This window comes from Cohnella sp. SGD-V74 (genome assembly GCF_003001675.1).
Taxonomy (GTDB): domain Bacteria; phylum Bacillota; class Bacilli; order Paenibacillales; family Paenibacillaceae; genus Cohnella.
In genome coordinates, this window is record NZ_PVYW01000008.1 from 143389 (window position 1) to 170239 (window position 26851).

Genomic DNA, 26851 nt, shown 5'->3' on the forward strand with positions numbered 1-26851 from the left:
GAGAGATGAACGCCGGATTGAAGATTGGGGTTGCCGTCGTACTATCGTTGGCTCTGGCTCTTATGGCCATTGTCGTTCCAGGCACGACTTCTGCCAATGGCACGCTGGAAGAAGTGAACGTAGCGTTAAACAAGGCCGTTGTCACATCGGATAGCACACCGTCCTCCTCCGGGTATTCTCCGGAGGAGGCGGTAGACGGCATCGGCGGCGAGTGGACGAACGGCTGGTCGCCTGTCCAATTCGACGGCATCATGCCATGGCTGCAAGTCGACTTGGGGGAGGCGTATGCCATCAGCCGAGTTCAGGTCGACGACCGTCCTTATGACGGGCTGGACGGCAGGTCTTCATGGGACGGTCCGCGCAGCAACTTCGAGATTCGCGCTTCCAACGACCCCGACTTCGCTGCGTATACGGTGATAGGCAGCGTTGGCAGCACTCCGTATGCAGGTTATTCATGGAGCCATGACGTAACGGATCTGGACGCTTATCGCTATGTCAGATACGCCCGCACGAATACAGGCTACACCTTTTTGTCCGAATTAAAGGTGATGGCGATGCTGGAACCGGGCCAGCCCGGCGGCGATCCGATCGCGTTATACGTGTCGCCGGACGGCAACGACAATGGCGATGGTTCGCTGACGCAGCCATTCCGCACCCTGACGCGCGCGCGCGATGCGGTTCGGACACTCAACGCGAATATGGATCGGGACATCGTCGTGTATTTGCGCGGCGGGCAATATGTGATGACTTCTCCGCTTGAGCTAGGTGTCGCGGACTCCGGAACGAACGGCTACTCTATCACTTACCGGAATTACCCCGGCGAGACGCCAGTCATCAGCGGCGCACAAGCGATAGGCGGGTGGACGCAGCAAGGGGACCTGTTCATAACGAATGTAGGAAACCTGAAATTCCGCGATCTATGGGTGAACGATCGACGAGCGCTTCGGTCTCGCACGGAATCGTTCAAGATTGCCGGCTGGAACACTCCGGGCAAGCAGATTCGCATGGACAACGCCGTTGCCGATGTCCTTGACGTGAGCAAGCTGCAGAAAGTGGAGCTCGTGCTGAACCAGCATTGGACCGAATCGATGGTGAGGGTCAATGCAATCTCGACCGCAGGCGGGGGGACGGCAATATCGCTCGCCTCTCTGGGCGACGTACTATTCACACGGACATACCCGGACAGAGCGGTGAATCAGAGCGTGCATTTCGAGAATGCTTACGAGTTCCTGGATCAGCCCGGAGAGTGGTTCTTGGACGAGGACAACGGCGATCTGTTCTACAAACCCCGCAGCGGCGAGTCAGCGGGAACGTTAGACGCCCGGATCGGCGCTTCCGAGCGGTTCGTAATCATAGAAGGCAGCAACAAGAATAATCCGGTACGCAACATTCGGCTGCAGGGGCTGATCTTCGAGCATACGAAGTACCAGCTCGCCATTACGCAGAACGGAATGATCTCCGATCAAGGCGGGCTGTCTGGCGGGAGCCGCCAACCGGCTGCCATCTCTATGAAAGCGGCTCATCATATTCGAATCGAGCGCAATGTGTTCAGGCACTTAGGCGCAGCGGCCATCGATCTCGACAGGATGACGCAGAACAACGTCGTGGAAGGCAATGCCTTCCTCGATATCGGAGGCAGCGGCATCGTGGAAGGCGTCTTCGACGATTTGACCGAATACAACCATTCCGACGAGCTTCTCCATGCCAAGGACAATGTGTTCGCCAACAACTATATGAACGGCATCGGAATCAACCACTACAGCAGCGTGGCTATATTAAGCGGCTATGCGCAAGGCAGCGTCATAGAGCACAATGAAATATCCAATACGGGTTATTCGGCAATCTCGGCGGGCTGGGGCTGGACGGCCAATTCCACTACGTTAAAGAATACGAGCATTCGATACAATAACGTCTATAACGTGATGAACCGATTGGCTGACGGCGGAGCAATCTATACACTCAGCAATACACCCAATGCCGAGATGGCGGAGAACTTTATTCATGACCTCGACAAAAATGAATTTGCCTCCTCGTATTTCGCGGGAGCGATCTATCTCGATCAAGAGACGAAGGGATATATCATTCGCGACAATGCGATGGCGCGCATCGGCGACGAAGCCAATCAAATAAAGTTCAATCCCGCACATTCGCACTACAACGTCATCTCCAATAATGGCATGCAAGATGCGGAGATCCAGAACCATGCGGGAGTGCAGCCGGCGTATTGGGATATCGTGCCGGGCGTGCAGATGCATGGAACCGGCAATCCATGGACGGCGACGGATTACGGCAGCGTCAAAATCGCAGGCACGGTGCATTCCGCTATGCCCGCCGCATCCTATTCGATCCACAAGAACGGCAGCCAGGTATGGAGCGGCGCAACCGCGGAAGGGCAGGACGACTATCTGGTTCATATTGATGTGGCCCCGGGAGACGAGATCTCGTTCTCGGCACAGGGCAGCGCGAGCTGGTCGTCGAAGATCAAACCCGAATCGTACCCGCCAAGACTGGCGATTGACAATGTTACATTCGCGAGTCAAATCGTTCCTGCGAGCATCAGCGCGCAATACGGCGAAGTGTACCTCAAGCTTGGGACGACTGACGATGCGGCGGCGTTGGAACTGGACGTTGTCACGCCTTACGGCACGGAATTGACCCTGCTTACGGAAGGTGGCGCCTACCGGGATTACAGAGTGTACATGGGCGAACAACTGCCTTATCCCGGATTCGCCGGCGAACGTAAATACCGGGATTGGAGAGTGTATCTGATACCGGCAAGCAATGAACCGGCATCACCGGAGGAAGTGAACGTGGCGCTTCATAAGCCGGCTTCGATTCCTTCATGGGATATCGTCGACGCCTCGTATTCTCCTGCCCGCGCGGTGGACGGCATCAGCGGCAGTTGGACCAACGGGTGGCATCCTTTGGTATCCGAGGGCCTCAGTCCATGGCTGCAGCTGGACTTGGGAGACGAATACGTGATCCATCGCATCCAGATCGACGATCGGCCTTACGACGGAACGAATGGACCGGGCAGCGACTGGGACGGTCCGCGCCGCAACTTCGAAATCCGGGCATCCAATGATCCGAATTTCAGCGCTTACACTGTCTTAGGCGCCGTAGGCAACGAACCGTATGCGGGTTATACGTGGAGCCGCAAGGTTACGGCGCCTGACGCCTATCGGTACATCCGATATGTCAGAAAGTCGACGGGCTACACCTTCTTGTCCGAAATCGGCATATTCGCGTTGCCGGAACCTGAACTGATCGAAACCAATGTCGCGATGGGCCAACCGGCAAGCTCCTCGGATACCGGCACGGCCCCGCCAGAATACGGACCGGCTGAGGCGGTTGACGGCATAGGCGGGCAGTGGGACAACGGGTGGTCTCCTACCGTATTCGAGGGCATCAGCCCGTGGCTGCAAGTTGACCTGGGAGATGAATACGTCATCCATCGCTTGCAGGTAGACGACAGACCCTATGACGGGCAGGAGGGCAGGCCCGACTGGAACGGTCCGCGCCGCAACTTCGAGATTCGCGCTTCCAACGATCCGAGCTTCGCAACGTATGCCGTATTGGGTTCCGTCGGCAGTACGCCATATTCCGGTTATGTATGGAACCATACGGTGACGAATCCGAACGCTTACCGTTACATCCGGTACGCAAGGACCGACACGGGCTATACGTTCTTGTCCGAATTAAGCGTGTTCGCGATGACGGAGGATGAGTAGCGCGGACCCTATTGCAGAGGAGGAGCACCGACATGAGTGTTAGCAAGTGGATGAAAGCAGTATTGACAATGAGTATGGCCATCGTCATGGCATGGCAATTCATGGCCTCTTCGGCCTTTGCCGACAGCACGGAAGCGGGGGCCGGAATAGAAGTGAACGTCGCCCTGAACAAGCCGGTGACCTCATCGGATCTCTCGCCGTCCCCCAGTTATTCACCGGAGAAGGCGGTAGACGGCATCGGCGGCGAATGGTCGAACGGCTGGTCGACAGAAACTTTCGAAGGCATCCGACCTTGGCTGCAAGTTGATCTGGGCGCCGAATACCTCATTCATCGGGTTCAGGTACATGATCGGCCGTATGACGGGCAAGATGGCAGAGGGGATTGGGACGGTCCGCGGACCAACTTCGAGATCCGCGCTTCCAACGATCCCACCTTTGAATCTTATACTGTCATAGGTTCAGTTGGCGGCACCCCCTATCCGGGATATATCTGGTCCCATGAAGTGGGGGATGAGAACGCATACCGCTATGTCCGCTATGCAAGGACGAATGAAGGTTATTCGTTCCTGTCCGAATTAAGCGTGTTTATGCTGAAGCAGCCGCCAGAATGGAACCAAGAAGGAGAGGTGACAGTATCCAATCTGGGCACGACTTCGCTGACATTGAACTGGCCGGCAATTAACGATGCGACGGCGACAGGGTATGTCATCTACAAGAATGACGTTCTCCTGGGTCGAACAAGTCTTGGTGTGAACAGCTATTCGGTAACCGAGCTTACGCCGAACTCGGAATATACGTTCCGGATTGAAGCGGACAATTCGGACGGACTGATAAGCACCAATGGCCCCGTCATCACCGCCACAACCGCATACGACATGACGGTCAGCGCTATCGGCATGGCTCAAGTCATCGGTACGGATATTCCGAACAGGCAGCTTGCGTTCCGTATGAGAGCGATCGAAGGCTCCTTTACGGTCCACAATGAGCATGGAGAGGACGATACGCTTACCGTTACGGTTCGCAATGTAGATCCCGATTTTGTCACGATAAATGAAGGAAGCATAACAGCCAGAGGCGTAAACTCCTTTCAATTCGAATTGCATGTTCCCGCCGGAGATAACGTGACGGTCGATATTAAACCGTGGTATTATCCCGATCCCGATAATTATTACTTTATTGCTTGGGCCGACAATCAGGATGGAACTGTCCCGTTCCAGAACAAATTGCTTAAGAAGGCCCAGCTCATCAATCCCTACCTGTCCATAAGCGGGGGCGATGTGACGGCGGGAACGCCGGGCGCAATAGGCGGCGCGGGCCACGCCAGTGAATTCGGTTATCCGCAGGATTACATGAAGGATAGCCATTTCGTTCAATACCTGTCCCTGCTCGAGAATTATTCTTCTCCCGTGTTCGAGGTGCCGGGCAACCACGATCTGGTAAGAGGCGGCTGGGTTGATCAGAGCAACGCGAGATACGGGATGGGCGAAGCGTTGTGGAACAAGTATCTGGGACCGACCGCATACAGCTTAGACTTCGGCAACACCAGCTTCATGATGACGAACTTCCACTACGACATGCCGGACTGGACCAAACGTTGGGGCGGCAATGTCAGTAACGGTTATTTCAGAATGGGCACTGTCGGTTATCTGGTCACCCTTCCCAATGACGAAGTCGGGGAAGCGCTGTATAACTGGATGGATGAGACATTCGAGGCGGCTGCTGACAAAACAAACCGGATCGCGGTGTCGCACCATAACTTCAATATGTTCGTATCGGACGGCAATACAGTTCAAAACGCGAGGGACTTGTATACCAGGCATAATGTGAACTATATGATCAGCGGTCACCAGCATAATTATCAAAGCAATGTAGATTCGCAGACAGGCATACCGTATCTGGTCATCGGGACGGCTTCGCACAGCAACCCGGCATTCGCGCTCGTCCATGTCGATGGCTCGCAGATTACGCATCAGCATATGCTCGCGGATAATTTGAATCTGTCGATCAACTACAACAGCGCCAATAACGGCACACTCGCAACAAGTACCGCGACGATTGAGAACAACGGCTACAACCTGCCGTTCGTGAGGCTGAAATTCAAAATGTCCAGCGCCTACAGCGAGTATGAGGCAAAGGATTCTGAAACGGGAGAAATCTTCCCTGCCTTCTCGAAACGGTTCGAAGACTATACGGTCGTATACGTGGAAACATCAATCGGCAATGGGGCGACACGCAACGTTATCGTCAATCCATTGGGGCTTGAAGATCTGACGCCGCCTTCTTGGCCGGAGTCAAGCGAATTGACGGCATCCGCTGTAACGCCGACCAGCGTGCACCTGCAGTGGCCGGCAGCGGCGGACGACGTAGCCGTGTCCGAATATCGCATTTATCGCGACGATCAATTGCTGGATACGGTATCCGGCAGCATCGGCAGCTATGCGGCGACTGGACTGTCGCCCGCCACCGAATATACGTTCAAGGTGACCGCCGGGGATGCCGCCGGCAGGTGGAGCGCGGACGGGCTGGAGCTCCGTATTTCAACATCGGATGCGCCATCTTATTTTACAGTCGCTGTTCCCCGGTTCAGCAATGCGCTAGGGGCTGAGCTGCAACGGCTTGTACCTTCCGCCGCATTGAAAGCCCAAGTGACCGTAACTAACAATTCGGAACAATCGGCGAACGCTTATTTCATTGTAGCGTTGTATAATCCGCAGGGCAGGATTGAACGAATCGCGTATGCCGAGCAACTGCTTGGCGGAACGGAATCGTTCACCTTCCAGGCCGGCTTCAGCTTGCCCGGCAATGTGACTGGCTACCAAGTCAAAGCCTTCGTGTGGGACGGCATAGGTACGATGAAGCCGAGTTCCAACGAAGTGACCCTGGAGTAGAGCGACAGCTCTCCCAGAGCGCACCCTTAAGCAACCGAGCCTGCACGATAGAGGCCGGTTGCTTTTTATGCCATAGCCCGGGCGAAAATAACTCCACGCCTATGGACAATCCTGTTTATACTGGAAGTGATTTTAATCTCAATAGGCAAGCAGGTGCATGGATGCGGAAATGGCTGCAAAGCTTTTATTACATCTTAACGCTCAGAGACAAAATATTAATCCTGTTCATATTGATTATCGTTTCCGTCCTGACGGTATTGGGATATTTGGCAACCAATATATCAAGCGGAATCATTATCGACAAGACGGAGAAAAGCGCGGGGCGGGAACTGGAGCTGATCGACTCCAATCTCTATACCTTGATGAGCAGCATTGAAGACTATTCCAAGGTTGTCGCCACCAACAACAGGGTGCAGTCGCTGCTTCGAACATTGACGGACAAGATCGCCGCCGACGAGCAAAGCGACGGCCAGATCGATGTCATCAGCATGCGGCCGGAAATGTACGGCGCGGTTGCGCATATTATTTCGCCTAATACCCCGGTATTCGCTGTGTCCGTCTTCCTGAACAACCAGGTCGTCTACAGCGACAGCATGATCGATCAGTCAAGTATCCGGAGCATGATTGGCGAAGAGTTTCTGGCAAGCGCGCAACAACTTCAGAAGCCGGTCTGGTCCGACTTAATGAGGCTGAAGCTGAACGATGGCAGATACGAGCATGTATTCGCAGTAGCCAAGCTGGTCATCGACCTGAACAAAGGCGACAATATTGGAATCGTGATCCTGTTCATCGGCGAACAGCAGATGTCCCGAATATTCTCGGCGAACAAAGGCGATCAGACCAATAAGCGATACATTGTGAGAAATGATGGACAGATTATCTCGGCGGAGGATTCATCCGAATTGAATCAAAACCTGATGGAGGCGATTCAAATCGAGGATTGGCAGTTCAACAGGCTGTTGATGGATAAAAAAATGGTCATGAATCGAGGCGGCAATTCCTATCTGTTGTCCTTGCAGAAGGTGGATACAATCGATTGGAATATTGTCAGCTTCGAATCCATGGAAGAGATTAGAAGAGACAATGCGAAGATTCAGCGATTCATTCTCATTATCGGGGCATTCTGTCTATTATTCGCTTTGGTATCCTCCTACTATATCTCCAATACGGTGACGAGACCGATCCAGAAGCTGGCGAGAATTATGATACAAGTGAGAAGAGGGGAGATGAATATTCGGGCGGATCATGCCAACAACCGGGAGATCGGTCTGCTCACGCACGGATTCAACAGCTTGATGAACAGGGTAGAGCAATTGCTCGAAGATAATGTGAACGAGCAGAAGCTGAAGCAGGAGTATGAGCTGAAATTAATCCAGTCTCAGATGAATCCCCATTTTCTGTACAACTCATTAGAGACGATTATCTCGCTGAACAAGCTTGAACGGTACGACGAGGCCATTCAAGTCACGCGAACCCTCGCGGACTTCTATCGAAGATCGCTCAGCAGAGGGAAGGATATCATAACGGTCGGTGAGGAAGTCAGAATTATTCATAATTATTTGAAGATCCAGAACTTGCGTTATTCCAACTATATGGAATTTTCAATCGATATACCTGAGGAAATTCACGAATATGCCATGCCTAAGCTGACCTTACAGCCGTTGGTCGAAAATTCGATCTATCACGGGTTAAAGTTCAAAGGGAACAAAGGGAAGCTTGAAATTCACGGGTGTCTTCAGCAGGGCTGCATTATATTGACCGTGTGCGACAACGGCGTAGGAATGTCGGAAGAGAAGGCGGCTGCGCTTATGCAGCAGCATCCGACACGTAAAAGCAGCCAGGACAGCTTCGGCTTACGGAGCGTGGATCGTCGAATCAAATTGATGTACGGTAACGATTACGGGCTTCACATAACAAGCGAGCTTGGACTTTATACAAGAGTAACGGTCACCATACCGGCCTTAATGATGGAGGGGTGAAGCCTGATGTTGAAGCTTATGATCGCGGATGATGAGCAATTGTTCCGGGAGGCGCTGCGGAAGTCCGTCCCGTGGGAAGAGCTGGGGTATGAAGTATGCTGCGAAGCGGAGAACGGCAATGACGCCTTAAGGAAAATACATGAACACAGGCCGCATGTAGCGCTTGTCGATATTAATATGCCTTTCCTGGATGGCATGGCACTTGCAGCAGAAATCAAAGAAAACAATCTGAACGTCAGCATCATTATCGTTACAGGGTATGAGGAGTTCACCTATGCTCGCCAGGCTATCGAATTAGGCGTCGAGAATTATCTTCTCAAGCCGGTAGAAGAAGAGCAGCTGATCAAAGCGCTTGTATCCGTGAAGAAAAAAATCGTTGATCGCATGGAAGAATTAAAGATGAATATCAAGGTGCGCAAGCCGCTGTTGAAGGAGCTGCTGCTTCATCACTTGCTGCAAGGCGTCAAGACGTTCACGGAAGACGAATCCCGCAGCCTCAAGAATTCGCTGGCCATAGACCCCGATTCACAGCCTTACCGGACTTTCGTGATGGAAATCATCGATCACAACGGCTGGAACGAGGAAGCGGATCGGCTATGGTCATTTGCAGTGTCGAATATAACGAGAGAGCTGTTAATGTCGAAGTATGTATTTGAAATCTGCCAAGACGCCAAATACATTTGCGTTGTCGTACAGATCAAAGGCACCAGATCAAGCTTCCCGATCGACTTTGCCATGCTGTGCGATACGATTCGAAGTATGATATCCAAATATTTGAAGATTGCGGTTGCGATTGGGATCAGCAACGTACATGAAGGATTTGCGGGGCTTCCCAAGTCGTACAATGAAGCCGTATATGCCTTGAACAACAGCCATCTGATCTCGGAGTACAAAGTCATTCAATATAGCGATGTTACTGTGGCGGATGAAGCGGCGATCGGAATTTATTCGGTCGAGCAGCGCAAGCAGCTGCTTATGGCAGCGCGTCAGAACAACGATCAGGAGATTAGAGACAACGTTCGTTTTATATTCGGGGAGCTCAGAAGAATGAATGCTTCCAGCGAACTGGTGATGAACAAGGGCGTGGAGCTGGTGTCGACCATCCTGGAGTTTATCCACGGGACGGGACATGATCTTGAACGAATATTCGGCGAAGACAACCGCATCGCTGCACAGCTTCAGGAGAGAAAGTCGCTCGATCAATGGGAACAATGGGTGCTTGAATTGTTCATGAAGGCGATGCATTCTGACTTATTAATCGCCAATCAAGGCTTCTCCAAAACGGTGGAGCAAGCCTTGACCTATATTGACCAACACTTGGGAGACTTCGATCTGAACATTAAGGATATCGCAGGGCATGTCTACATCGGCTATGGACGATTATGCGAATTGTTCAAGAAGGAGACGGGATCAACAATCAACAGCTATATTACGGAAGCGAGAATCTATAAAGCGAAAAAGCTGATCGACGAAGGCTGCCACAGCGTTGCCGCAGCCGCAAGCCGGGTAGGGTATGCGGATGCCAATTACTTCGGCAAATGCTTCAAGAAAAAGTACGGAGTTGCTCCGGGCAAATATATCGATAATCGATTATCCAGATGAACATGCGACAATTTTCCTTACCTATGGAGAATATTCTCTTCAATTGTCCCTGCGTAAAAAGTAACATGGGGATGTAAAAAGAGGTCCTATCGCGAAGGACTACATTAAGGGGAGGATATGCAATGCGTAAAAACTGGAAAACCGGCACGGCCTTGATTATGTCGCTGCTGCTCTTAACAGCTTGCGGAAATTCGGGGAATACTCCCGCATCCGAGCAGACGAATACAGCGCCAGGCAAGGAGAAGGAGGTCGTCAACCAACAGCCTGTCAAGTTAAAACTGTTGACGATCAGTTCGGATCAAGCGAGACAAACGATTATGAAAGAATACATCAAAGCCAATCTCGCCAATGAACTGCCCGGAATCGAAATCGAGTACGAAGAAACTTCGGATGTAGGGGCCAAAATGAAAGTGTATAATGCCTCCGGTGAATTGCCCGATGTATTCTGGAGCGGTGCGGATTATGCGACGGCCATCATTAATGCAGGCAATCAATTGAATTTGGAGCAGTCCATTACAGACAGCGGATTTATTAATAAATTCGCAGTTAAGGAAGCGCTTAAGTATAAGGATGGGATCTATGCGTTGTCGAGCGGCGCAGACGCCTATTTCACACCTAAAATCTTCTATCACAAAGATATATTCCAGGCGAACAATATCGAGATTCCGACAACGTACGATGAGCTCGTGCAGGCTTCCGAAAAGCTTCTGGAGGCAGGCATTCAGCCGATTGCCGCACCCGGCAAGGGAGGCTGGGCCCCTGCGTTCTTCATGATTCAGAATATGATTCAAATCGAAGATCCAGCGGTAGCTCAGCAACTGGTGGAGAACAAAATCGACTTCACCCATCCGGTAGTCAAAAATGGTCTGGATCGAGTCGTTAAGTTGGCCGAGATGGGAGCCTTCGGACCAGGCGCTGCCAACGTGGATTACGGTCCTGCTAAGGAAGCGTTCACACAAAATAAAGCGGCTATGTATATGATGTTCTCCTGGGAGCTTGCCGATCTGGAAGCGAATGTGCCGGATGTCGGGATCTTCGATTGGCCTTCGGCAGGCGAGAAGTATACACCTGGCAGCGCCATTCAATTCTGGGGTTCGCCGCTGGCAGGTTATGCCGTAAGCGCGAAGAGCAAGAACGTTGAGGCGGCGGTCAAGCTTGCCCAATATTTGGCCGAGCAAGACGCCAAATACTTCACGGACACCGGTTCGCTGGTGACGCTGGATGTCGGAGCAACTTCGACGCCGGCGCCGTTAATGCAAGCCAACATCGACGCTTACAATGAAGCGAATATTAAAATCCCTTCGCTTACCGTCATGATGGATCCGAAGACGTCAACCGAATATTCGAATTTTGGTTCTCTGCTGATGACTGGCGATTATACTTCGGATGATTTTATTAAAGACTTTAACGATCTTTGGCTGGCTAATACGTATTTCGAGTAACGAACAGCTTCACCAGCCGTCTCCTTGATCCCCCTGTTGAAAGAAGTCGACGACAGGGGGACTCCTTTCTCGAACGATGACTAAATGAGCAAGGTGGATGTTCATGACCCGATTTTTCAGTACGAATACATCGATTTTTATTTTTGCCTTTCCGGCGTTATTTATCTTTACCGCATTTGTCGTCTATCCGCTGTTTCCAGAGATCGTAATCAGCTTTCAAAAACATAATGGCTTCAGCAGTCAAGGCTTCGTCGGATTTAAGAATTACATCGAGATTTTCTCTTCGAATTCGTTCTGGAAGGCGAATACGAATACCTTCATCATCGTGCTATTATCAACTGCGGCAGGCCTGCCAATCTCGTTGTTGCTTGCGTTTCTGTTGGATTCGCAGGCGAACGGCACACGCAGATATTTCAAAGCTGCCGGCATGCTGCCGGCCATTCTGTCCGTGACCGTCATTGCGCAGATGTGGATGGCCATCTACGAGCCGCAATGGGGATTGCTCAACAGCCTGTTGAGAGCAATCGGACTTGAAAGCTTGTCCCAGGAATGGCTGACTGATAGAGGAATCGTTATATTCAGCGTTGCGGTGGCATTCTTATGGCAGTACATCGGACTGAATACGCTGTTATTTTATACCGGATTGAAATCCATACCTAAAACGTATTACGAGGCTGCCTTAATGGATGGAGCCGGCCCCGTAAAAAGCGCGTTGATGATAACCATTCCGCTGCTGCAGGAGGTCATCAAATTTGTACTGGTCATCTCCATTCTGGGCTCTATGGGCATGTTCGCGCATGTAGAGGTTATGACGGGCGGCGGTCCAGGATATTTCTCCAGAACGATCGTATACGAGCTGTATTACAAGGCGTTTATGTCTTCTGAATTTGGAGTCGGCAGCGCGGTAGCCGTAATCTATGTTTTGCAGTGTATTCTGATCACATTGGTACTTAACCGATTTGTCGCAAGAGAGAAGATTGAATTTTAATGGAAGACAGGAATAAGGATTGAGGGTGTGCAGATGAGAAATCGGGCTCTCCGGATAGCTATCCGGATGTTGTTGATCATAATTGGTATTTTCTTCATCTTCCCGTTGTATTGGATGCTGAATATGTCGTTCAAGAGCAAGGAAGAGTTCTATGTGACTCCCTTCGCGCTTCCGAAGCAGTGGATTGTCGATAATTATATCAACGCTTTCCAATCGTATAATTTTCTGGTTTATTTCAAGAACAGCCTGATCTATACGGCCGGCACTCTGGTACTGATCTTATTCCTCGGCAGTATGCTTGCCTACTGCTTAAGCCGCATGGAATGGAGATTCAGCAAGTACGCGCTCAGTTACATCTCGCTTGGGCTGGTTATACCGGTCAATGTCGTCATGATCCCCTTGTTTATAATGATTATTGATTTGAATATACAGAATACTTACATGGGTCTCATTATTCCATTATTCGCTTTCGGCTTATCTGCGTGTGTGCTCATGTTATATGCATTTTTTCGGAGCTTGCCCAAAGAGCTGGAGGAAGCGGCATGCATCGATGGCTGCAATGTCTATCAATCTTATTTTCGCATCATCCTGCCGATTATTAAGCCGGCAATAGCGACGCAATGCGTATTGATCTTCATGAATGTGTGGAACGAATTTCCTTTAAGCTATATTTTGGTGACGAAGGAGGCCTTCCGGCCGTTGACGGTAGGGTTAGCCAACTTTTTCATGGAGATCGGAGTTACCGACTGGGGATTAATCGGCGCCGCCATGATCTTGTCCAGTCTTCCTACAATGATCGTCTACGCATCCGCAAGCGAACAGATCGAAAATGCGCTGACGGCCGGAGCTATACTAAAATAATCGGAATATTCCTATCGCTTCGCTTATTGCGAAGCGGTTTTTTGGCGTATGGTAGGAGTTGGTTCTGCAGTTAACAGGCACTGAGAGAACGATTCCGAACGGCAGCGAACTCTTAGTCCAGATGTTGACAGCAGGAGGATCGTAAACTAGTGTCGAACAAGATGTTGAACATTCGAGCAAGCAGAAGGGGGAAGCGGCATGTTGAGGATGCTCGTAGTGGACGACGATAAGTTCGAGCGGGAGGGCGTGCGGTTTCTGGTCGACAAGTTCGGGCTGGGGTTGGAGCTGGCCGAGGCCGACAGCTCCGAGCGCGCGCTGGAGTATCTGGAACGGAATCCGGTCGATATCGTGCTGTCGGACATTCGGATGCCGGGTATGGACGGGCTGGAACTCGCGGATCGGATCAGGGAGGCCAATTGGCCAGTCAAAATCATATTTATGAGCGCTTACGGAGAGTTCGAGTATGCCCAGCGGGCGATCGATGTGCGCGCCATTCGTTATATGCTGAAGCCGATTCAGGTGACCGACGCGCTGAAGGTGCTCTCCCAGGCCATTCAGCAGTGCGAGGAGGAGCGGCAAGAGAAGGCGCAGCTGGAACGGATGGAGATGGCGTACAACCGGGAATCGCGGATGGAGAAACATCGGCTGCTGGCCGATCTGCTCTCCGGGCGGCTTCAGCCTGACGAGTATGCGGGCATGAGGCTGGCCGATTTCGGCTACGAGTCGAAACTGCGTCTGCTGATGCTGGATGCGAGAAGCCGATTCTTCGACCGCACTCCGCCGGATTTCGAGGAGCGGCTCGACAGCGTTGTCGGGCGATGGCGCGAATGGATTCATCTCAACGAATTCCAGGCGCTGCTGTTCGTAGAGGCTCAGCCGGAAGAAAACGCGGACGATTTCGTGCGCATCGCGCAAACGTTGTCGGAGCGGCTGCTGAACGAGTATGGGCAGGACGTCGCCGTTGTCGTCAGCGGTCCGGTAGAGACGCTCGATCAGCTGATTCGCGAATACCAGACGATGGAGACGATGCTGGAGGGAAAGTTCTTCTGGGGCGAAGGGACGGTTGTGCAGACGAATCGAACGTCGGAGGAAGAGGTGACGGCCGCCGTTCAGGAGATGCTGGACGAGGTGAAGCAGCACATCGAGCGTACGCGCTTCGACTTCGCGTATTTGCGATTCGAGCAGTTGTTCGATCAACTGCAGAATAGCGACCGCCTATCGTCCATTTATGTCAAATACGTGTGCATGGAAGTCGTGAAGGCGTTGTTCGACGCCTCGACGCGGAAAAACTTCGAGCTCTTCAACAAGCATCTTGAAAGCGTACACAAGACGACGAGGCTCGCCGATCTGCGCTTGGTCATGAGGGCGATTCTGGAGGAGCATTCGCCGGCAAGCGCCACCCGGCTCGGGGACGGCTCCTCGAAAGCGATCGAAGAGGTCGTGAAATGGATCGAGCGCGAATACGATCAGGATCTGTCTTTGGAGCGGCTGGCGGAGAGGGTGTATTTGTCGCCGAGCTATTTGAGCTACCTGTTCAAGAAGCAGAAGGGCATCAGCTTGAACAAATATATGACGCTGTACCGAATGGACAAAGCGAAGGAACTGCTGCTGACGACCAATGCCAAGGTGGTGGATATCGCGCCGCAGGTTGGTTACGGTAACGTACCCTATTTTATTTCACTGTTCAAAAGCCATTTCGGCAAAACGCCCGCGCAATTCCGGGAGGAGTCGTAGTCTATGAACCAGACGTCGCCCGGACTGTTGAACCGCATGCGGTTCAAGAACAAGCTGTTTCTTTCATACATGGTCGTCGTCATTATTCCGATCCTGATTTTGGGCATCTATGCGTACAACCAGTCGCGGCAGATGCTGGATTACCGGACGCTTGAAGGCATCGATAAGAACATAACGACGGTGACGGGCAGCATCGACAGCTCGCTTGAGAGATACAGCCACACGCTTCGCTCGATTACCTATAACGTCACCTTCCAGAAAATCGTCGAGAACGACTATTTGGACCTGGTCAATCTGTCCCGCGATCTGAACGGCTACCTGACTCCCTACTTCAATATGATGAAAAACCTGGACAACGATATTGCCAAAATAACGCTCTATGCACAGGGAGACGTACCCGAATACGACACGCTTCTACTCTCTTCCGAGCGCGTAGACGATAAGGCTTGGTACCGGGAGACGCTGGATGCTCCTCCCAATGAGTACCGATGGTTCTACGACGAAGGGCTGTTCGTGACGGCGAAATTCCCGCGCAGTCTGGGGAGCGCCTACACGCATGTCGTCCATATGAGCTTGAAGGCGGAATCGATTTTTGGCGCGGCCGACATGCAGCATGACAATGGCATCGTAATCGCCGACGGGCAAGGACGCCCGATCTACGCCAACGCCTTCGCGGCCCGTTTTCCCGGCTTTACGGCGGAGGAGATGCTTAAGCAGAAGGACGGGACGGTTAAGCTGGGGGATACGCGACTGTTTCTGGCCCGGAAACCGCTGCGGCAAAGCGACTGGACGATCTATTGGTTCGTTCCGGCCGACCGGGCGGCTACGGAGGCCGGCTCAATCATAAGCGCCACCGTCGGCATGATCGTGATCTGCGTCGCGATTATGCTCGCCGTCATTACGCTGTTCTCCCGGACGATGATCCGGCGCATTCTGGCGCTGAACGTGATGATGAAAAAAGTCGAGATGGGCAATCTGACGCTGGACGTGCGCAGCGCGGACCGCGACGAGATCGGCGAGCTGACCAACCGGTTCGGCAGCATGCTGGGACGGATCAACGAGCTGATCGAAGAATCGTACAACGGGAAAATCAAGCAGCAGGAAGCGGAACTCAAGGCGCTGCAATGGCAGATCAATCCTCATTTTCTGTACAACGCGCTTTCTTTCATCAACTGGAAGGCGCTGCGCAAGGACGCGTACGATATTAGCCATACCGTCACGTCATTGTCGCGCTTCTACCGGACGGCGCTGAATCGCGGCAGCAATATCATCTCCGTACGCGACGAGCTGGACAACGTCCGTTCCTATCTGGAAGTCATTCAGCTCATGCAGGATTATAGCTTCGACGTCATATTCGAGATTGACGAGGCGGTGCTTCGCTACTCGACGATTAATCTGATTTTGCAGCCGTTGGTCGAGAATGCGATTCAGCACGGAGTGAACAAGAAGAGCGACGGCCGGGGAACGCTGCGCGTCTCCGCGTCCGCCCGGGAAGGAGCGATCGTATTCACGGTTCGCGACAACGGGCCGGGAATGCCGGAAGAGCTGGCTCGCGCCGTCGCCTCCACGCAGTCGAGCGGCTACGGCCTCAAGAATGTGAACGAACGGGTCAAGCTGAAATTCGGAGAACAATACGGAATCTCCATCGCGAGCGTACCTGAAGAGGGAACAACGATTGAATTGACGGTTCCTCCCTATTTTCCGGATACCGACGACAAATAGGATCTCCAATCTCCGCCGGGCTGCGGGGAGGCGAGATCCTTTCGTTTTTGCGGGCTTTTCGGAAAGTGCGTAAAAAACCGAAGCGTTTCTAAATTCTTTGATAATTCTTTTTGACTCCGCCGCTGATATAGTGAAACGCAGGGGGAGGCGACAGGATGAACAAAACGGCATCGATTAACGGAAAGCGGATACAATCCGAACGAATGCGCCTCATCAAGCGATATCGGGTGCTCCTGCTGATGATGGTTCCGGCCATGGCGTATTATGCGATTTTCCACTATGCCCCCATGTACGGCATTCTGCTGGCGTTTAAGGATTACAAGCTGACGGAAGGCATCGTCGGCAGCCCGTGGGCGGGGCTGAAGCATTTTGAAACCGTATTCTCGGACAGTTACTTTTACACGATTCTGGGAAACACGCTTGTCATTAGCTTATACAAGCTGGTCTTCGGTTTTCCGATTCCGATTTTGTTCGCGCTGCTGATGAGCGAGATCGTGAGCGCCAAGTACAAGAAGCTGGTGCAGACCGTTTCGTATTTGCCGCATTTTATGTCGTGGGTGGTGCTCGGCGGTATATTTTTCACCGTCTTCTCACTTGAGGGCCCGGTCAATTCGATCGTTAAGCTGCTTGGCGGCGATCCCGTTCTCTTCTTGGCGGACGATCGGTATTTCCGTTCCATTCTCGTTGTGACGAGCATCTATCAAGGCTTCGGCTGGGGCTCGATCATCTACTTCGCGGCGATTGCGAACATCGATCCGCAGCTTCACGAAGCGGCCATTATGGACGGGGCGGGCCGGTTCCAGCGGATGTTCCGCATTTCCATTCCGATGCTGGCCCCGGTCATCGCGATCATGCTGATCCTGTCAATGTCCGGCATTCTGGACGCGGGTTTCGATCAAATTTTTAACATGTACAACGTCAAGGTTTACAGAGTGGCGGACATTATCGACACGTACGTCTACCGCAAAGGTCTGCTGGAGATGAACTACAGCTACGCGACGGCAGTCGGATTGTTCAAGTCGGCGGTGGCGCTGGTCCTGATCGTGGTCGTCAACCAGGTCGTCAAGCGGCTGGGCGGACGCGATCATGCGCTGTGGTAAGCCGGAAGAGGGAGGCAGAAGACGATGATCAACGTGAAAAAGTCGAGCGGAGACCGGGTGGTCGATGCGGTACTGTATGCGGCGATGGCGGTCGTTATGATGATTACGGTGTATCCGTTCTGGACGCAGGTCGTCATTTCGCTGGACGGAGCGGGAGCAGGCGGATCCGCCTATGCGTCGGGGATGATTTTGTGGCCGAAGGAGCTGACGCTCGCAAGCTACAAGCTGGCGTTCGATTTTGCCGAGCTGTGGACCGGCTACGGCAACACGATACTGAGAACGGTCGTGGGCGTGCTGCTGGCTGTCTTCTTCACCGCGCTGACCTCGTATCCGCTGGCCAAACGGGATTTACCGTTTAACGGAGTTTTTACCGGCATCATTTTGTTCACGATGCTGTTCGGGGGAGGGTTAATCCCGACTTACCTGCTCATCAAAGAACTGAACATGATCAATACGCTGTGGGCGCTTGTGATTCCCGGTATGATCGGCGCGTTTAACGTGCTCATCATGCGCAATTTTTTCCGCGGCATTCCCGAGGAGATTGAGGAATCTGCCCGCGTCGACGGTGCAGGCTATGCGATGATTTTTTTCCGAATCGTCCTTCCGCTCTCCAAACCGGTGCTTGCCACGATCGCGCTCTGGGTCGGAGTCGGCCATTGGAATGCCTGGTTCGATGCGATGATCTACGTGAACGATCCAAGCAAGCAGGTGCTGCAGGTCATTTTGCGCAAAATCGTCATCCAGAACGACATGTCCGACATCAACAACGTGATCAACAGCATCGGCAAAGCGACGGCTTTCTCGGGCAGGCAATTGCAGGCCACCGTCATTATGTTCTCGATCATTCCGATGCTGATCGTGTATCCGTTCATCCAGAAGTATTTCGTCAAAGGTGTCATGATCGGCGCTATTAAGGGGTAAGTCCCCATTTAATAGATCACAATGATAAGGGAAAGGGTTGGTTACAGATGAAAAAGAAAGGCTGGCTGTCCCTCGCATTGGCAATCGCACTTACGGCAACGCTGCTGTCGGCGTGCAGCGGGAACAAAAACGGAGGCAGTTCGAGTCCGAGCGCTTCGCCAAGCGGCAGCACGAGTTCGAGCGAAAGCGCTTCTCCCGAGGCTCCGATGAAGCTGACATTCTGGGATCTCGACGGAACGGCCGTGAAGAGCTCCCCAGGGGTCACGGCGCTGCAGCAGAAGCTGAACATCGAGGTCGACTACATCTCGACGACCCGGGAAGCGATGAAAGAGAAATTGAATCTGATGCTGGCTTCGAACGACATTCCGGACTGGTGGAAGGAGCCGTCGTTCCCGGATTACGACAAGCTGCTGCAGCAGAGCGTGGCGGCGGAAATTCCGCAGGAGCTCATCGAGCAATACATGCCGAAATACGTGGCCTGGCTGAAACGCTACCTGGGCGACGATCCGTTCCAGTACGTGCGCCGAGACGGTAAAATCTACGCGCTTCCGGTCATCTGGGACATCGGCATCGACGGCTTGCAGCTGGCTTTCCGCGAGGACTGGCTGAAGAAGGTCGGCATTGCGAAAACGCCGGAAACGCTGGAGGAGATGGAAGAAGCGCTCACGAAGTTCCGCAACGACGATCCGGACGGCAACGGCCAGAAGGACACGTACGGCATCACCTCGGCCGGAGACAACATCGAGTCGATGATGAGCACCGTCTTCGGCGCATTCAATGCGTATCCGAACATCTTCCGCGAGAAGGACGGGAAGATCGTTCGCGGTGAAATCGAACCGGGAGCGAAGCAGGCGCTGGAAGTGCTCAACCGCTGGTACAAGAACGAATTGATCGATCCGGAATTCGTCGTCAACAAGGGCAATAACGTCGAGGACAAAGTGCTTGGCGGCAAAATCGGGGCCATCGAGTTTTATTGGTGGGCGTTCCTGCCGGGCAGCGCGTTCCTCGGCGGCGAGCAGTGGTACGATAAGCTCAAGGCGCAAAATCCGGATTTCGCCTTCGCGACTACGGGCGGCATTAAAGGACCGGACGGCAATTGGGGCATTTCGCAATACAATCCGGCGTTCGCGTCCGGCGTCATGTTCGGCAAGCAGCTCGAGCAGAATCAAGCGAAAATGATTCGCTACATGCAAGTGTTCGAAGCGACCCAGTTCGAGCCCGATTCGTACGAAGCGATTAATTTTGGAATCGAAGGCACGCACTGGAAGCGGAGCGATAAGGGAACGATCGAGTTCCTTCCGCCGTACGATAACGAGGACGAACGCAAGAAAGCGGGCATCGTTGCTTATTCTATGGCCGGATCGTTCAACGATTACGATTTTCAAACGTCGTACACATCGGATGAGGACTTGCGCCAGCTGGCCAAGGATACCCGTGCTCAAGGCTCGCGCGTGATCGACATCCTCGCGCCGTTCAGCAAGCCGATCTACAACGAAAATCAGGATAAGCTGAAGCAATTTACGTTGACGACGTTTATCGATTTTATTACGGGACGCAAATCGCTGAACGAGTTCGACGGATTTGTCGCCGAGTGGAAGAAGATGGGCGGAGACAAAGTGCTCGAAGAGGCCCAGCAAATCTATGATCAATATTTGAAATAATATAGCTTCGCGTAAGGCTGCTGGCCGAATGGCGGCAGCCTTCTTCTGGAGGAGGAGCTTCAATGACTTATCACATTCGAGCAGGTCAGCTTGTTCTGGAGATTAACGAACGCGGAGAGGCTCGGCTTCAAGCCGATAAGGTTGGCGCTTCCGAAGGCTTGCCTATGGCGATGTATCCGTCGCCGCTGCTGAGGCTCGTGCAGGACGGGGAGTTGCAGGAGCCGGCGGGCTGCGAGCAGGAAGACAGAACCGGGACGCTGACACTGACGTATCCGAATGGGACGAAGATTAAGGTCGGCGTTGCAGTTCGGGATAGTTACGCGGCTCTGGAGGTGCTGACCATCGAGTCGGGCAGCCCGGATGCCGTTATATGGGGGCCGTTCCGCACACGGATCGGCGGTTCGATCGGAGAGTCGGTCGGTGTCGTGCACGACGGCCGGTTCGCGATCGCCCTTCAGGTGCTGAATGCGAAAACGGTCGGCGGCTGGCCGCTGGAGCTGGACAGATTAGCGTACATGGCGCCGTCGTACAGCGAGGGAGACGCTCCGGACCCGAATGGCCGCCGGGGGTCGGACAACAAATTTGAGTATCCCGTCTGTACTGCCTGGCCGACGGTGGACGGCGGCAGCGCACTGCAAGCGTACGCCCGCGATCGCACGAAGCGCTCGATCCGCAAGGCATGGAACGTGCCCGCCACTGAAGTGCGGCCGTTTGAGGGCGAGGATGCGGTCATTGTCGGGAGCGGGATTGCTTTGTTCGGTTGTCCCGTCGAAGAGGTGCTAGAAACGATAGAGCAGATCGAGCTGGGGGAAGGTCTTCCTCACCCGACTATCGAAGGACAGTGGGGGAAGACATCTCCGGCGGCCAATCAATCCTACTTGATTACCGCTTTTACGGAAGAGACGATCGGGGAGGCGGTCCAGTACGCCAAGCTTGCTGGACTGAGCTATGTATATCACCCCGATCCCTTCGAGCAATGGGGACACTTCAAGCTGAAGCGCGGCAGCTTCCCGAGCGGCGATGAAGGGCTGAGGCGTTGCTCGGAGGCCGCAAGAGCGGAAGGCGTATCGCTCGGCATCCATACGCTCAGCAATTTTACGACGCTAAACGATTCTTACGTCACGCCGGTGCCGGACATACGGCTGCAGCCTCTTGGAGCGGCTGTGCTTGCGGAGGAGGCGGATGAGCGGGGCGACAGTCTAACGATCGACGAGCCTTGGCCGTTTACCGTTGCGCTATATCGCAAAACGGCGCGTATCGGCAGCGAACTGGTGGAATACGCAGCGGTATCGGAGACGAAGCCGTGGCGATTGCTTGGCGTAAAGCGGGGCATGCATGGCACGGCGGCATCGAAGCATGGCAAAGGAGAGACGGTGGCTCGGCTATGGGACCATCCGTACGACGTCGTGTTTCCGGATTTGGAGCTGCAAGACGAATATGCCGATCGGCTTGCGGAACTGATGAACGGGGCCGATATTCGGCAGGTTTCGTTCGACGGTCTGGAGGGATTGTACGCGACCGGGCAGGACGATTACGGCGTCATTCGGTTCGTCGAGCGGCAATATCGGAGCTGGGGACGGGAAGTGATCAACGACGCGAGCATCGTCGTGCCGAATTACCTGTGGCATATGGCCACCCGTTTCAACTGGGGCGAGCCGTGGGGAGCGGAGACGCGCGAAGGGCAGCTGGAGTGGCGGCTCAGCAATCAGCGGTATTTCGAGCGTAATTTTATTCCGCGTATGCTCGGATGGTTCCTTGTCCGTTCGGCGTCCGACCGCTTCGAGTCGACGGCGCTGGACGAGATCGAGTGGGTGCTGTCCAAAGCGGCCGGCTTCGGAGCGGGATTCGCGCTTGTTGCGGATGAAGAGGTTTTGAAGCGTAACGGCAACATCGAAGCGCTGCTGGCGGCGGTGCGGGAATGGGAGACGGCGCGGCGACTCGGCGCGTTCAGCGCGGAGCAGCGGGAGAGGCTCGTCGAACCGAAGGGAGATTGGCATCTTGAGCCGGTCGGACCGCAGCGTTGGAATTTGTATCCGGTGCAGGCGACGAAGCCTCTCGTCTGCACTCCGGCCGAACAGCAGCCGGGACAGCCGGGCGGCTCGGATTGGGCGATGTTCAACAAGTACGCCGAGCAGCCGCTTCGCTTCACCATGCGCGTGCGTCCGTCCTACGGCAACGAGGACGCTGCGGTGCAGCGGCCCACCTTCTACACCGACGGCGTCTATATGACGTTCGATACGGAAATCGCCGCGAATCAGTATCTGGAATGCGACGGCACCCGGACCGGACGCGTCTACGACGCGAACCGCAACCTGCTGCGCGTCGTCGAAGCCTCCGCCGAAGCTCCGACCGTCCGTCATGGCGGACAAACGCTGTCGTTCAGCGCCAAGTTCATAGGCGACCCGAAGCCGGACGTCGCCGTTAAAGTGTGGTTGTACGGAGACCCTGAGACGGTCTCCGCCGACGAGTGAAAAGAGCCGATCGCCAGGTCCCCGGGTCTCCGGGTCCTTGTCGGTCGGCTTTTTGCTTTGGGGTAGGGAGTGAACTTGGTACGTTACATTCCTGCCGGAGTTGTTTCAATCCATGCTCCTGCAAGGGAGCGGCGGCAGCTTTAGCTTCTTGATTAGGGATAATATAGTTTCAATCCACACTCCCGTACAAGGAGCGACCTTCAAAAGCATTACCTAATTCCTTGTACAGTCGTTTCAATCCACGCTCCCGTACAAGGAGCGACTGTCGAATCGTGTCGTGTAATATTTTGGATCTAGTTTCAATCCACGCTCCCGTACAAGGAGCGACTGTCGATGAAAGGCATTAGTCCGTTACCTCCTTAGTTTCAATCCACGCTCCCGTACAAGGAGCGACGGCCGAACTCAGGTCTTTACCATCGATCCGAACGGTTTCAATCCACGCTCCCGTACAAGGAGCGACCTTGCGCTTCCTAGTAATAAACCTCCACCAGTACCGTTTCAATCCACGCTCCCGTACAAGGAGCGACCTTAAGGCCGACAGATTTGCGGATATCTTTATTGTTTCAATCCACGCTCCCGTACAAGGAGCGACAGCAGCCCATCTGAACCCTTGCGTGGCAAGGGATTTGGGGCTCAAAAGTGCGAATCGTCATTTTGGGGGCGAGGAAAGAGGCTTAAAAACATTCTCAAAACCCCGGAGCCCTTGTGCGGCAAGAGGTGCGAATCTCCCAGGAGAATCATGTGAGCTTGGGGTTCGCACCGGCTCGACCCATATAACGATTTTATTATAAGCTTTTTTTGTAGAGTTGTGGATGCCGATATTAGTAAAGTAGATTCAAGACTCGTGTACACTTTTGGACAAATTGATCTAATCCGAGAAGCCTTAACTCCGATAAATGAATTTAATTATCGTGAAATGTCCCAAAACAGCGAGAGTGTTGGTTATATAAACGAAACGGTAAACATTGGGAAGGAGGCGGGGCATGGAGCGGTCGGAAACGGAAAGAATCGTAAAAGCTGTCAAACAAGGAGACAAAGAACGTTACGGAGAGTTGGTCGAGGACTATCAACAACGGATCTTCCGATATTGTTTTCATATGTTGGGGCAGATGCAGGAAGCGGAGGATGTTGCGCAGGACGTGTTCATCAAAGGGTTTGAACGACTTGAGCAGTACCGGGAAGGGACTAATTTCGGAGCGTGGTTGTATAAGATCGCTTATCGCGAGTGTCTGAACAAATTGAAGCGGGCTAAAACCTATGAGCGTCTAATTCGTCTTTTTGTGAGGACGGCCCCGACAGTAGAGGCGGATCGGGTGCCAGATGTAGAATACAATGCCGGGCTTCGTCTGGCGATGCTGCGTCTGAATCCGGAGGACAGGCATATTATTTTGCTTCGGATTGTGGAGGAGAATCGATTCGAGGATATCGCGGAACAGCTCAATATGAGCTATGCAGCGGTTCGCAAAAGATACGAGCGGGCAAAGCGGAAACTCAAAAACGGGTTGACTGAAAAGGAGGGAGAGTCCGATGGACAAAGTCGAAGTCTTTCTTATTGAGGATCAGGAGCTGCAACGAAAATTCGGCGAGACCAGATTGCCTCAAATTCAGTTGAAGGCTCGGGTATTGGAGGAACTGGGTACGACAAAAAAGGTTTTTCCCGCGAAGGCCAACGCTCTTCGTTCCAGACGACTTCTCGCCGCGATCAGCATGGTCATATCTGTAGTTGCGTTAATCAGCCTATTGTCCATTTTCCCAGCTTCGGCAGAGCAATTGCGAAAAATTCCAGTTATCGGGAAGGTGTTTGAGGGGAATATTTTTGATTTTGCGGGAGATAGCGGAATCGTAATCGGTCAAAAGTCTGGGCTTTCTTCCGGGGTAAACGAGGAAGCCAATGATCAGGGAGTCACAATTAAGCTGCAAGACGTTCTTTATGACGGTGCGAGATTGTCAATAGGTTACGAGATTATTTCGGAACAGGCGGAAAATTTGATCTTTTTGGAGAATGTCAGAGTTAGCGTTAATGGTGTTTTTCGCCCCGACGCCAGACCCAGCGCCCAACCTCATCTTCTTGATGCCAAACATGCTGCTGGAATTATGACGATCGATCTGGATGAGCCGGAGAAGGAGGATCGCTTCGAGCTAGAGCTTCTTATCGGCGGTGTGAGCGGCATGAATGAAGGAAACCAAACGAAAGTCAGCGGCGAATGGGGCTTTAAGATGAACGTTGAAAATCGCGTTGCGGACAGCGAATATATTTCGCTTGCCGACAGCTATGTGGCGAGTTGGAAAGGGGATCAGTTTCAAGTGACTGGGTACTTGGCCACTCCGGCGACAATGAAGCTGGATTTTCTCTATTCCGGCAATACGGATTGGTTAGGGTTTCAGCTTAAGGATGATAGAGGAATGTTGATTAGAATGCTGGATATAGCTTTTACAGTCGACAAGAATGGAACGGCGGAAGGGACAGTTCGATTTGTTCCGTTTGCTCCAGGTACGACAAGGGTGGCGGTCACGCCTTACAATTTGTTGGTGGGAAAAAATGATACAGAGAAAGCAGTTACAGCCAAGCTAACGACCGATTATCCGATCGTGTTGTCGCAGGGAGAAGTAGGAGAGATTGTGGTGCAGAACGTTGAGTTTTTGCAGGATAAAACGTTGATTCACTATGAAGTGAAAGGTAAGAACCCGTATATCCAATACGCCTCGCTTTGGCTGGAGACGCCGGATGGACAGCGGTTCATCTCGGATAATGGGAAGCGGACCAGGGTCAGCGATACATCTTACGAGTACATTCTGGAGTATCCTGCGTTGGATGCGTCGCAGTCCTATTTCCTTGGGACAATGCCTCAGACGGATCTTGAGTTGCAGGAGGAACTTGTGGTAAGTTTTGAGATTCGCGAGTAGGTTGGTGGGGGCGCTTTTGGAAACGCGTTTAAAAGTACAATGCAACTCGGCGCTCCCTTGAGGGAGCGTCTTTTGACTGGGGACGACTGGCAACTGGTCTTGCGGCTTGTTTAATTCACGTTCCTTTACGGTGAACGTGCAGAGAGCGACGTCTTTTATTCGGCCAAGCGGCTGGAGGTCGCAGTTTCAATCCACGCTCCCGTACAAGGAGCGACGAGTTGTCTGTTGTCCTTGAACACGCCTTGCGTGGTTTCAATCCACGCTCCCGTACAAGGAGCGACATCTCGTTGACCAACTCTTCCTCGTCAACGTTGGTTTCAATCCACGCTCCCGTACAAGGAGCGACGTTAGCCCGTCTCCAGGAGCGTGCGCAGAAGGAGTTTCAATCCACGCTCCCGTACAAGGAGCGACTCCTAGAAAAAATCCCCCGCCCCTGAATTAAGGGTTTCAATCCACGCTCCCGTACAAGGAGCGACCTATCCGTATACGTTTATTCAAGGGGATGCTCTAGTTTCAATCCACGCTCCCGTACAAGGAGCGACTTATCCAAAATAGCTTGATATTCGCCGCCGTTCGGTTTCAATCCACGCTCCCGTACAAGGAGCGACCCCAAATTGAGTCCTATTATGAGAAAATCATGGAAGTTTCAATCCACGCTCCCGTACAAGGAGCGACCTCCATAGCGGTAAATACCGGTACGATGTAGAAGGTTTCAATCCACGCTCCCGTACAAGGAGCGACGGGGTCGGCTTAATGCAATCGGGCAAATAACAATGTTTCAATCCACGCTCCCGTACAAGGAGCGACTTGTAAGCGGCCCGGTAGTCGAGCGCTGGCAGTACGTTTC

At 53.0% G+C, this 26851-nt stretch carries 15 protein-coding genes and 2 CRISPR repeat arrays (1 of these 17 cut by a window edge); all 15 genes read left to right on the top strand.

Annotated elements, in window-relative coordinates; all coding sequences use genetic code 11:
• Positions 1 to 5 precede the first annotated feature (5 nt).
• The 15 genes from B0G52_RS14155 (at position 6) to B0G52_RS14225 (ending at position 26004) form a co-directional block, all read left to right on the top strand.
• Entirely contained in the window at positions 6 to 3731 is a 3726-nt protein-coding gene (locus B0G52_RS14155) for a discoidin domain-containing protein (protein ID WP_094045334.1), read from the top strand.
• A gap of 32 nt (positions 3732 to 3763) precedes the next feature.
• On the top strand, positions 3764 to 6619 hold the full coding sequence (locus tag B0G52_RS14160; RefSeq protein ID WP_094045336.1) for a fibronectin type III domain-containing protein: 2856 nt from the start codon (positions 3764 to 3766) through the stop codon (positions 6617 to 6619).
• A gap of 161 nt (positions 6620 to 6780) precedes the next feature.
• The gene (locus tag B0G52_RS14165; RefSeq protein WP_158223710.1) at positions 6781 to 8598 is read left to right on the top strand and encodes a cache domain-containing sensor histidine kinase; all 1818 of its coding nucleotides are present in this window, start codon (positions 6781 to 6783) and stop codon (positions 8596 to 8598) included.
• Between the two features lie 6 nt (positions 8599 to 8604).
• Entirely contained in the window at positions 8605 to 10200 is a 1596-nt protein-coding gene (locus B0G52_RS14170) for a response regulator (RefSeq protein WP_094045340.1), read from the top strand.
• Between the two features lie 122 nt (positions 10201 to 10322).
• Positions 10323 to 11642, top strand: coding sequence for an ABC transporter substrate-binding protein (locus B0G52_RS14175; RefSeq protein ID WP_094045342.1), 1320 nt, complete (start codon positions 10323 to 10325; stop codon positions 11640 to 11642).
• 103 nt (positions 11643 to 11745) lie between these two features.
• Positions 11746 to 12630, top strand: a complete 885-nt coding sequence (locus tag B0G52_RS14180; protein WP_094045554.1) for a carbohydrate ABC transporter permease — start codon at positions 11746 to 11748, stop codon at positions 12628 to 12630.
• A 66-nt stretch (positions 12631 to 12696) separates the two neighbouring features.
• A complete protein-coding gene (locus B0G52_RS14185; RefSeq protein ID WP_198960648.1) occupies positions 12697 to 13491 on the top strand; it encodes a carbohydrate ABC transporter permease in 795 nt (264 codons plus the stop codon).
• Between the two features lie 198 nt (positions 13492 to 13689).
• On the top strand, positions 13690 to 15225 hold the full coding sequence (locus B0G52_RS14190) for a response regulator transcription factor (RefSeq protein ID WP_094045346.1): 1536 nt from the start codon (positions 13690 to 13692) through the stop codon (positions 15223 to 15225).
• A gap of 3 nt (positions 15226 to 15228) precedes the next feature.
• Entirely contained in the window at positions 15229 to 16947 is a 1719-nt protein-coding gene (locus B0G52_RS14195) for a sensor histidine kinase (RefSeq protein ID WP_094045348.1), read from the top strand.
• A 155-nt stretch (positions 16948 to 17102) separates the two neighbouring features.
• Positions 17103 to 18047 (top strand): ABC transporter permease, encoded by a 945-nt coding sequence (locus tag B0G52_RS14200; RefSeq protein ID WP_094045350.1) that lies wholly within the window; start codon positions 17103 to 17105, stop codon positions 18045 to 18047.
• Positions 18048 to 18071: 24 nt separating this feature from the next.
• Complete coding sequence (locus B0G52_RS14205) at positions 18072 to 18968, top strand: carbohydrate ABC transporter permease (RefSeq protein ID WP_094045352.1); 897 nt, start codon at positions 18072 to 18074, stop codon at positions 18966 to 18968.
• Between the two features lie 47 nt (positions 18969 to 19015).
• A complete protein-coding gene (locus B0G52_RS14210; RefSeq protein WP_094045354.1) occupies positions 19016 to 20629 on the top strand; it encodes an extracellular solute-binding protein in 1614 nt (537 codons plus the stop codon).
• Positions 20630 to 20691: 62 nt separating this feature from the next.
• Positions 20692 to 23100 carry a hypothetical protein gene (locus tag B0G52_RS14215; RefSeq protein WP_094045356.1) on the top strand — a complete coding sequence of 803 codons (2409 nt, stop codon included), beginning with the start codon at positions 20692 to 20694 and terminating at the stop codon, positions 23098 to 23100.
• Positions 23101 to 23266: 166 nt separating this feature from the next.
• Positions 23267 to 23692: direct repeats of the CRISPR family, unit length 32 nt; unit sequence GTTTCAATCCACGCTCCCGTACAAGGAGCGAC.
• A 391-nt stretch (positions 23693 to 24083) separates the two neighbouring features.
• A complete protein-coding gene (locus tag B0G52_RS14220; RefSeq protein ID WP_094045358.1) occupies positions 24084 to 24656 on the top strand; it encodes an RNA polymerase sigma factor in 573 nt (190 codons plus the stop codon).
• On the top strand, positions 24628 to 26004 hold the full coding sequence (locus B0G52_RS14225) for a DUF4179 domain-containing protein (RefSeq protein ID WP_094045360.1): 1377 nt from the start codon (positions 24628 to 24630) through the stop codon (positions 26002 to 26004). The genes B0G52_RS14220 and B0G52_RS14225 overlap by 29 nt, the downstream gene beginning before the upstream one ends.
• 183 nt (positions 26005 to 26187) lie before the next feature.
• Positions 26188 to 26851: a CRISPR direct-repeat array (repeat unit 32 nt; unit sequence GTTTCAATCCACGCTCCCGTACAAGGAGCGAC) (it continues 92 nt past the right edge of the window).

What these genes read in the sequence shown, in the direction of transcription:
- B0G52_RS14155 (WP_094045334.1), top strand. Translation starts at nt 6, where the DNA reads ATGAACGCCGGATTGAAGATTGGGGTTGCCGTCGTACTATCGTTGGCT.
- B0G52_RS14160 (WP_094045336.1), top strand. Translation starts at nt 3,764, where the DNA reads ATGAGTGTTAGCAAGTGGATGAAAGCAGTATTGACAATGAGTATGGCC.
- B0G52_RS14165 (WP_158223710.1), top strand. Translation starts at nt 6,781, where the DNA reads ATGCGGAAATGGCTGCAAAGCTTTTATTACATCTTAACGCTCAGAGAC.
- B0G52_RS14170 (WP_094045340.1), top strand. Translation starts at nt 8,605, where the DNA reads ATGTTGAAGCTTATGATCGCGGATGATGAGCAATTGTTCCGGGAGGCG.
- B0G52_RS14175 (WP_094045342.1), top strand. Translation starts at nt 10,323, where the DNA reads ATGCGTAAAAACTGGAAAACCGGCACGGCCTTGATTATGTCGCTGCTG.
- B0G52_RS14180 (WP_094045554.1), top strand. Translation starts at nt 11,746, where the DNA reads ATGACCCGATTTTTCAGTACGAATACATCGATTTTTATTTTTGCCTTT.
- B0G52_RS14185 (WP_198960648.1), top strand. Translation starts at nt 12,697, where the DNA reads ATGTTGTTGATCATAATTGGTATTTTCTTCATCTTCCCGTTGTATTGG.
- B0G52_RS14190 (WP_094045346.1), top strand. Translation starts at nt 13,690, where the DNA reads ATGTTGAGGATGCTCGTAGTGGACGACGATAAGTTCGAGCGGGAGGGC.
- B0G52_RS14195 (WP_094045348.1), top strand. Translation starts at nt 15,229, where the DNA reads ATGAACCAGACGTCGCCCGGACTGTTGAACCGCATGCGGTTCAAGAAC.
- B0G52_RS14200 (WP_094045350.1), top strand. Translation starts at nt 17,103, where the DNA reads ATGAACAAAACGGCATCGATTAACGGAAAGCGGATACAATCCGAACGA.
- B0G52_RS14205 (WP_094045352.1), top strand. Translation starts at nt 18,072, where the DNA reads ATGATCAACGTGAAAAAGTCGAGCGGAGACCGGGTGGTCGATGCGGTA.
- B0G52_RS14210 (WP_094045354.1), top strand. Translation starts at nt 19,016, where the DNA reads ATGAAAAAGAAAGGCTGGCTGTCCCTCGCATTGGCAATCGCACTTACG.
- B0G52_RS14215 (WP_094045356.1), top strand. Translation starts at nt 20,692, where the DNA reads ATGACTTATCACATTCGAGCAGGTCAGCTTGTTCTGGAGATTAACGAA.
- B0G52_RS14220 (WP_094045358.1), top strand. Translation starts at nt 24,084, where the DNA reads ATGGAGCGGTCGGAAACGGAAAGAATCGTAAAAGCTGTCAAACAAGGA.
- B0G52_RS14225 (WP_094045360.1), top strand. Translation starts at nt 24,628, where the DNA reads ATGGACAAAGTCGAAGTCTTTCTTATTGAGGATCAGGAGCTGCAACGA.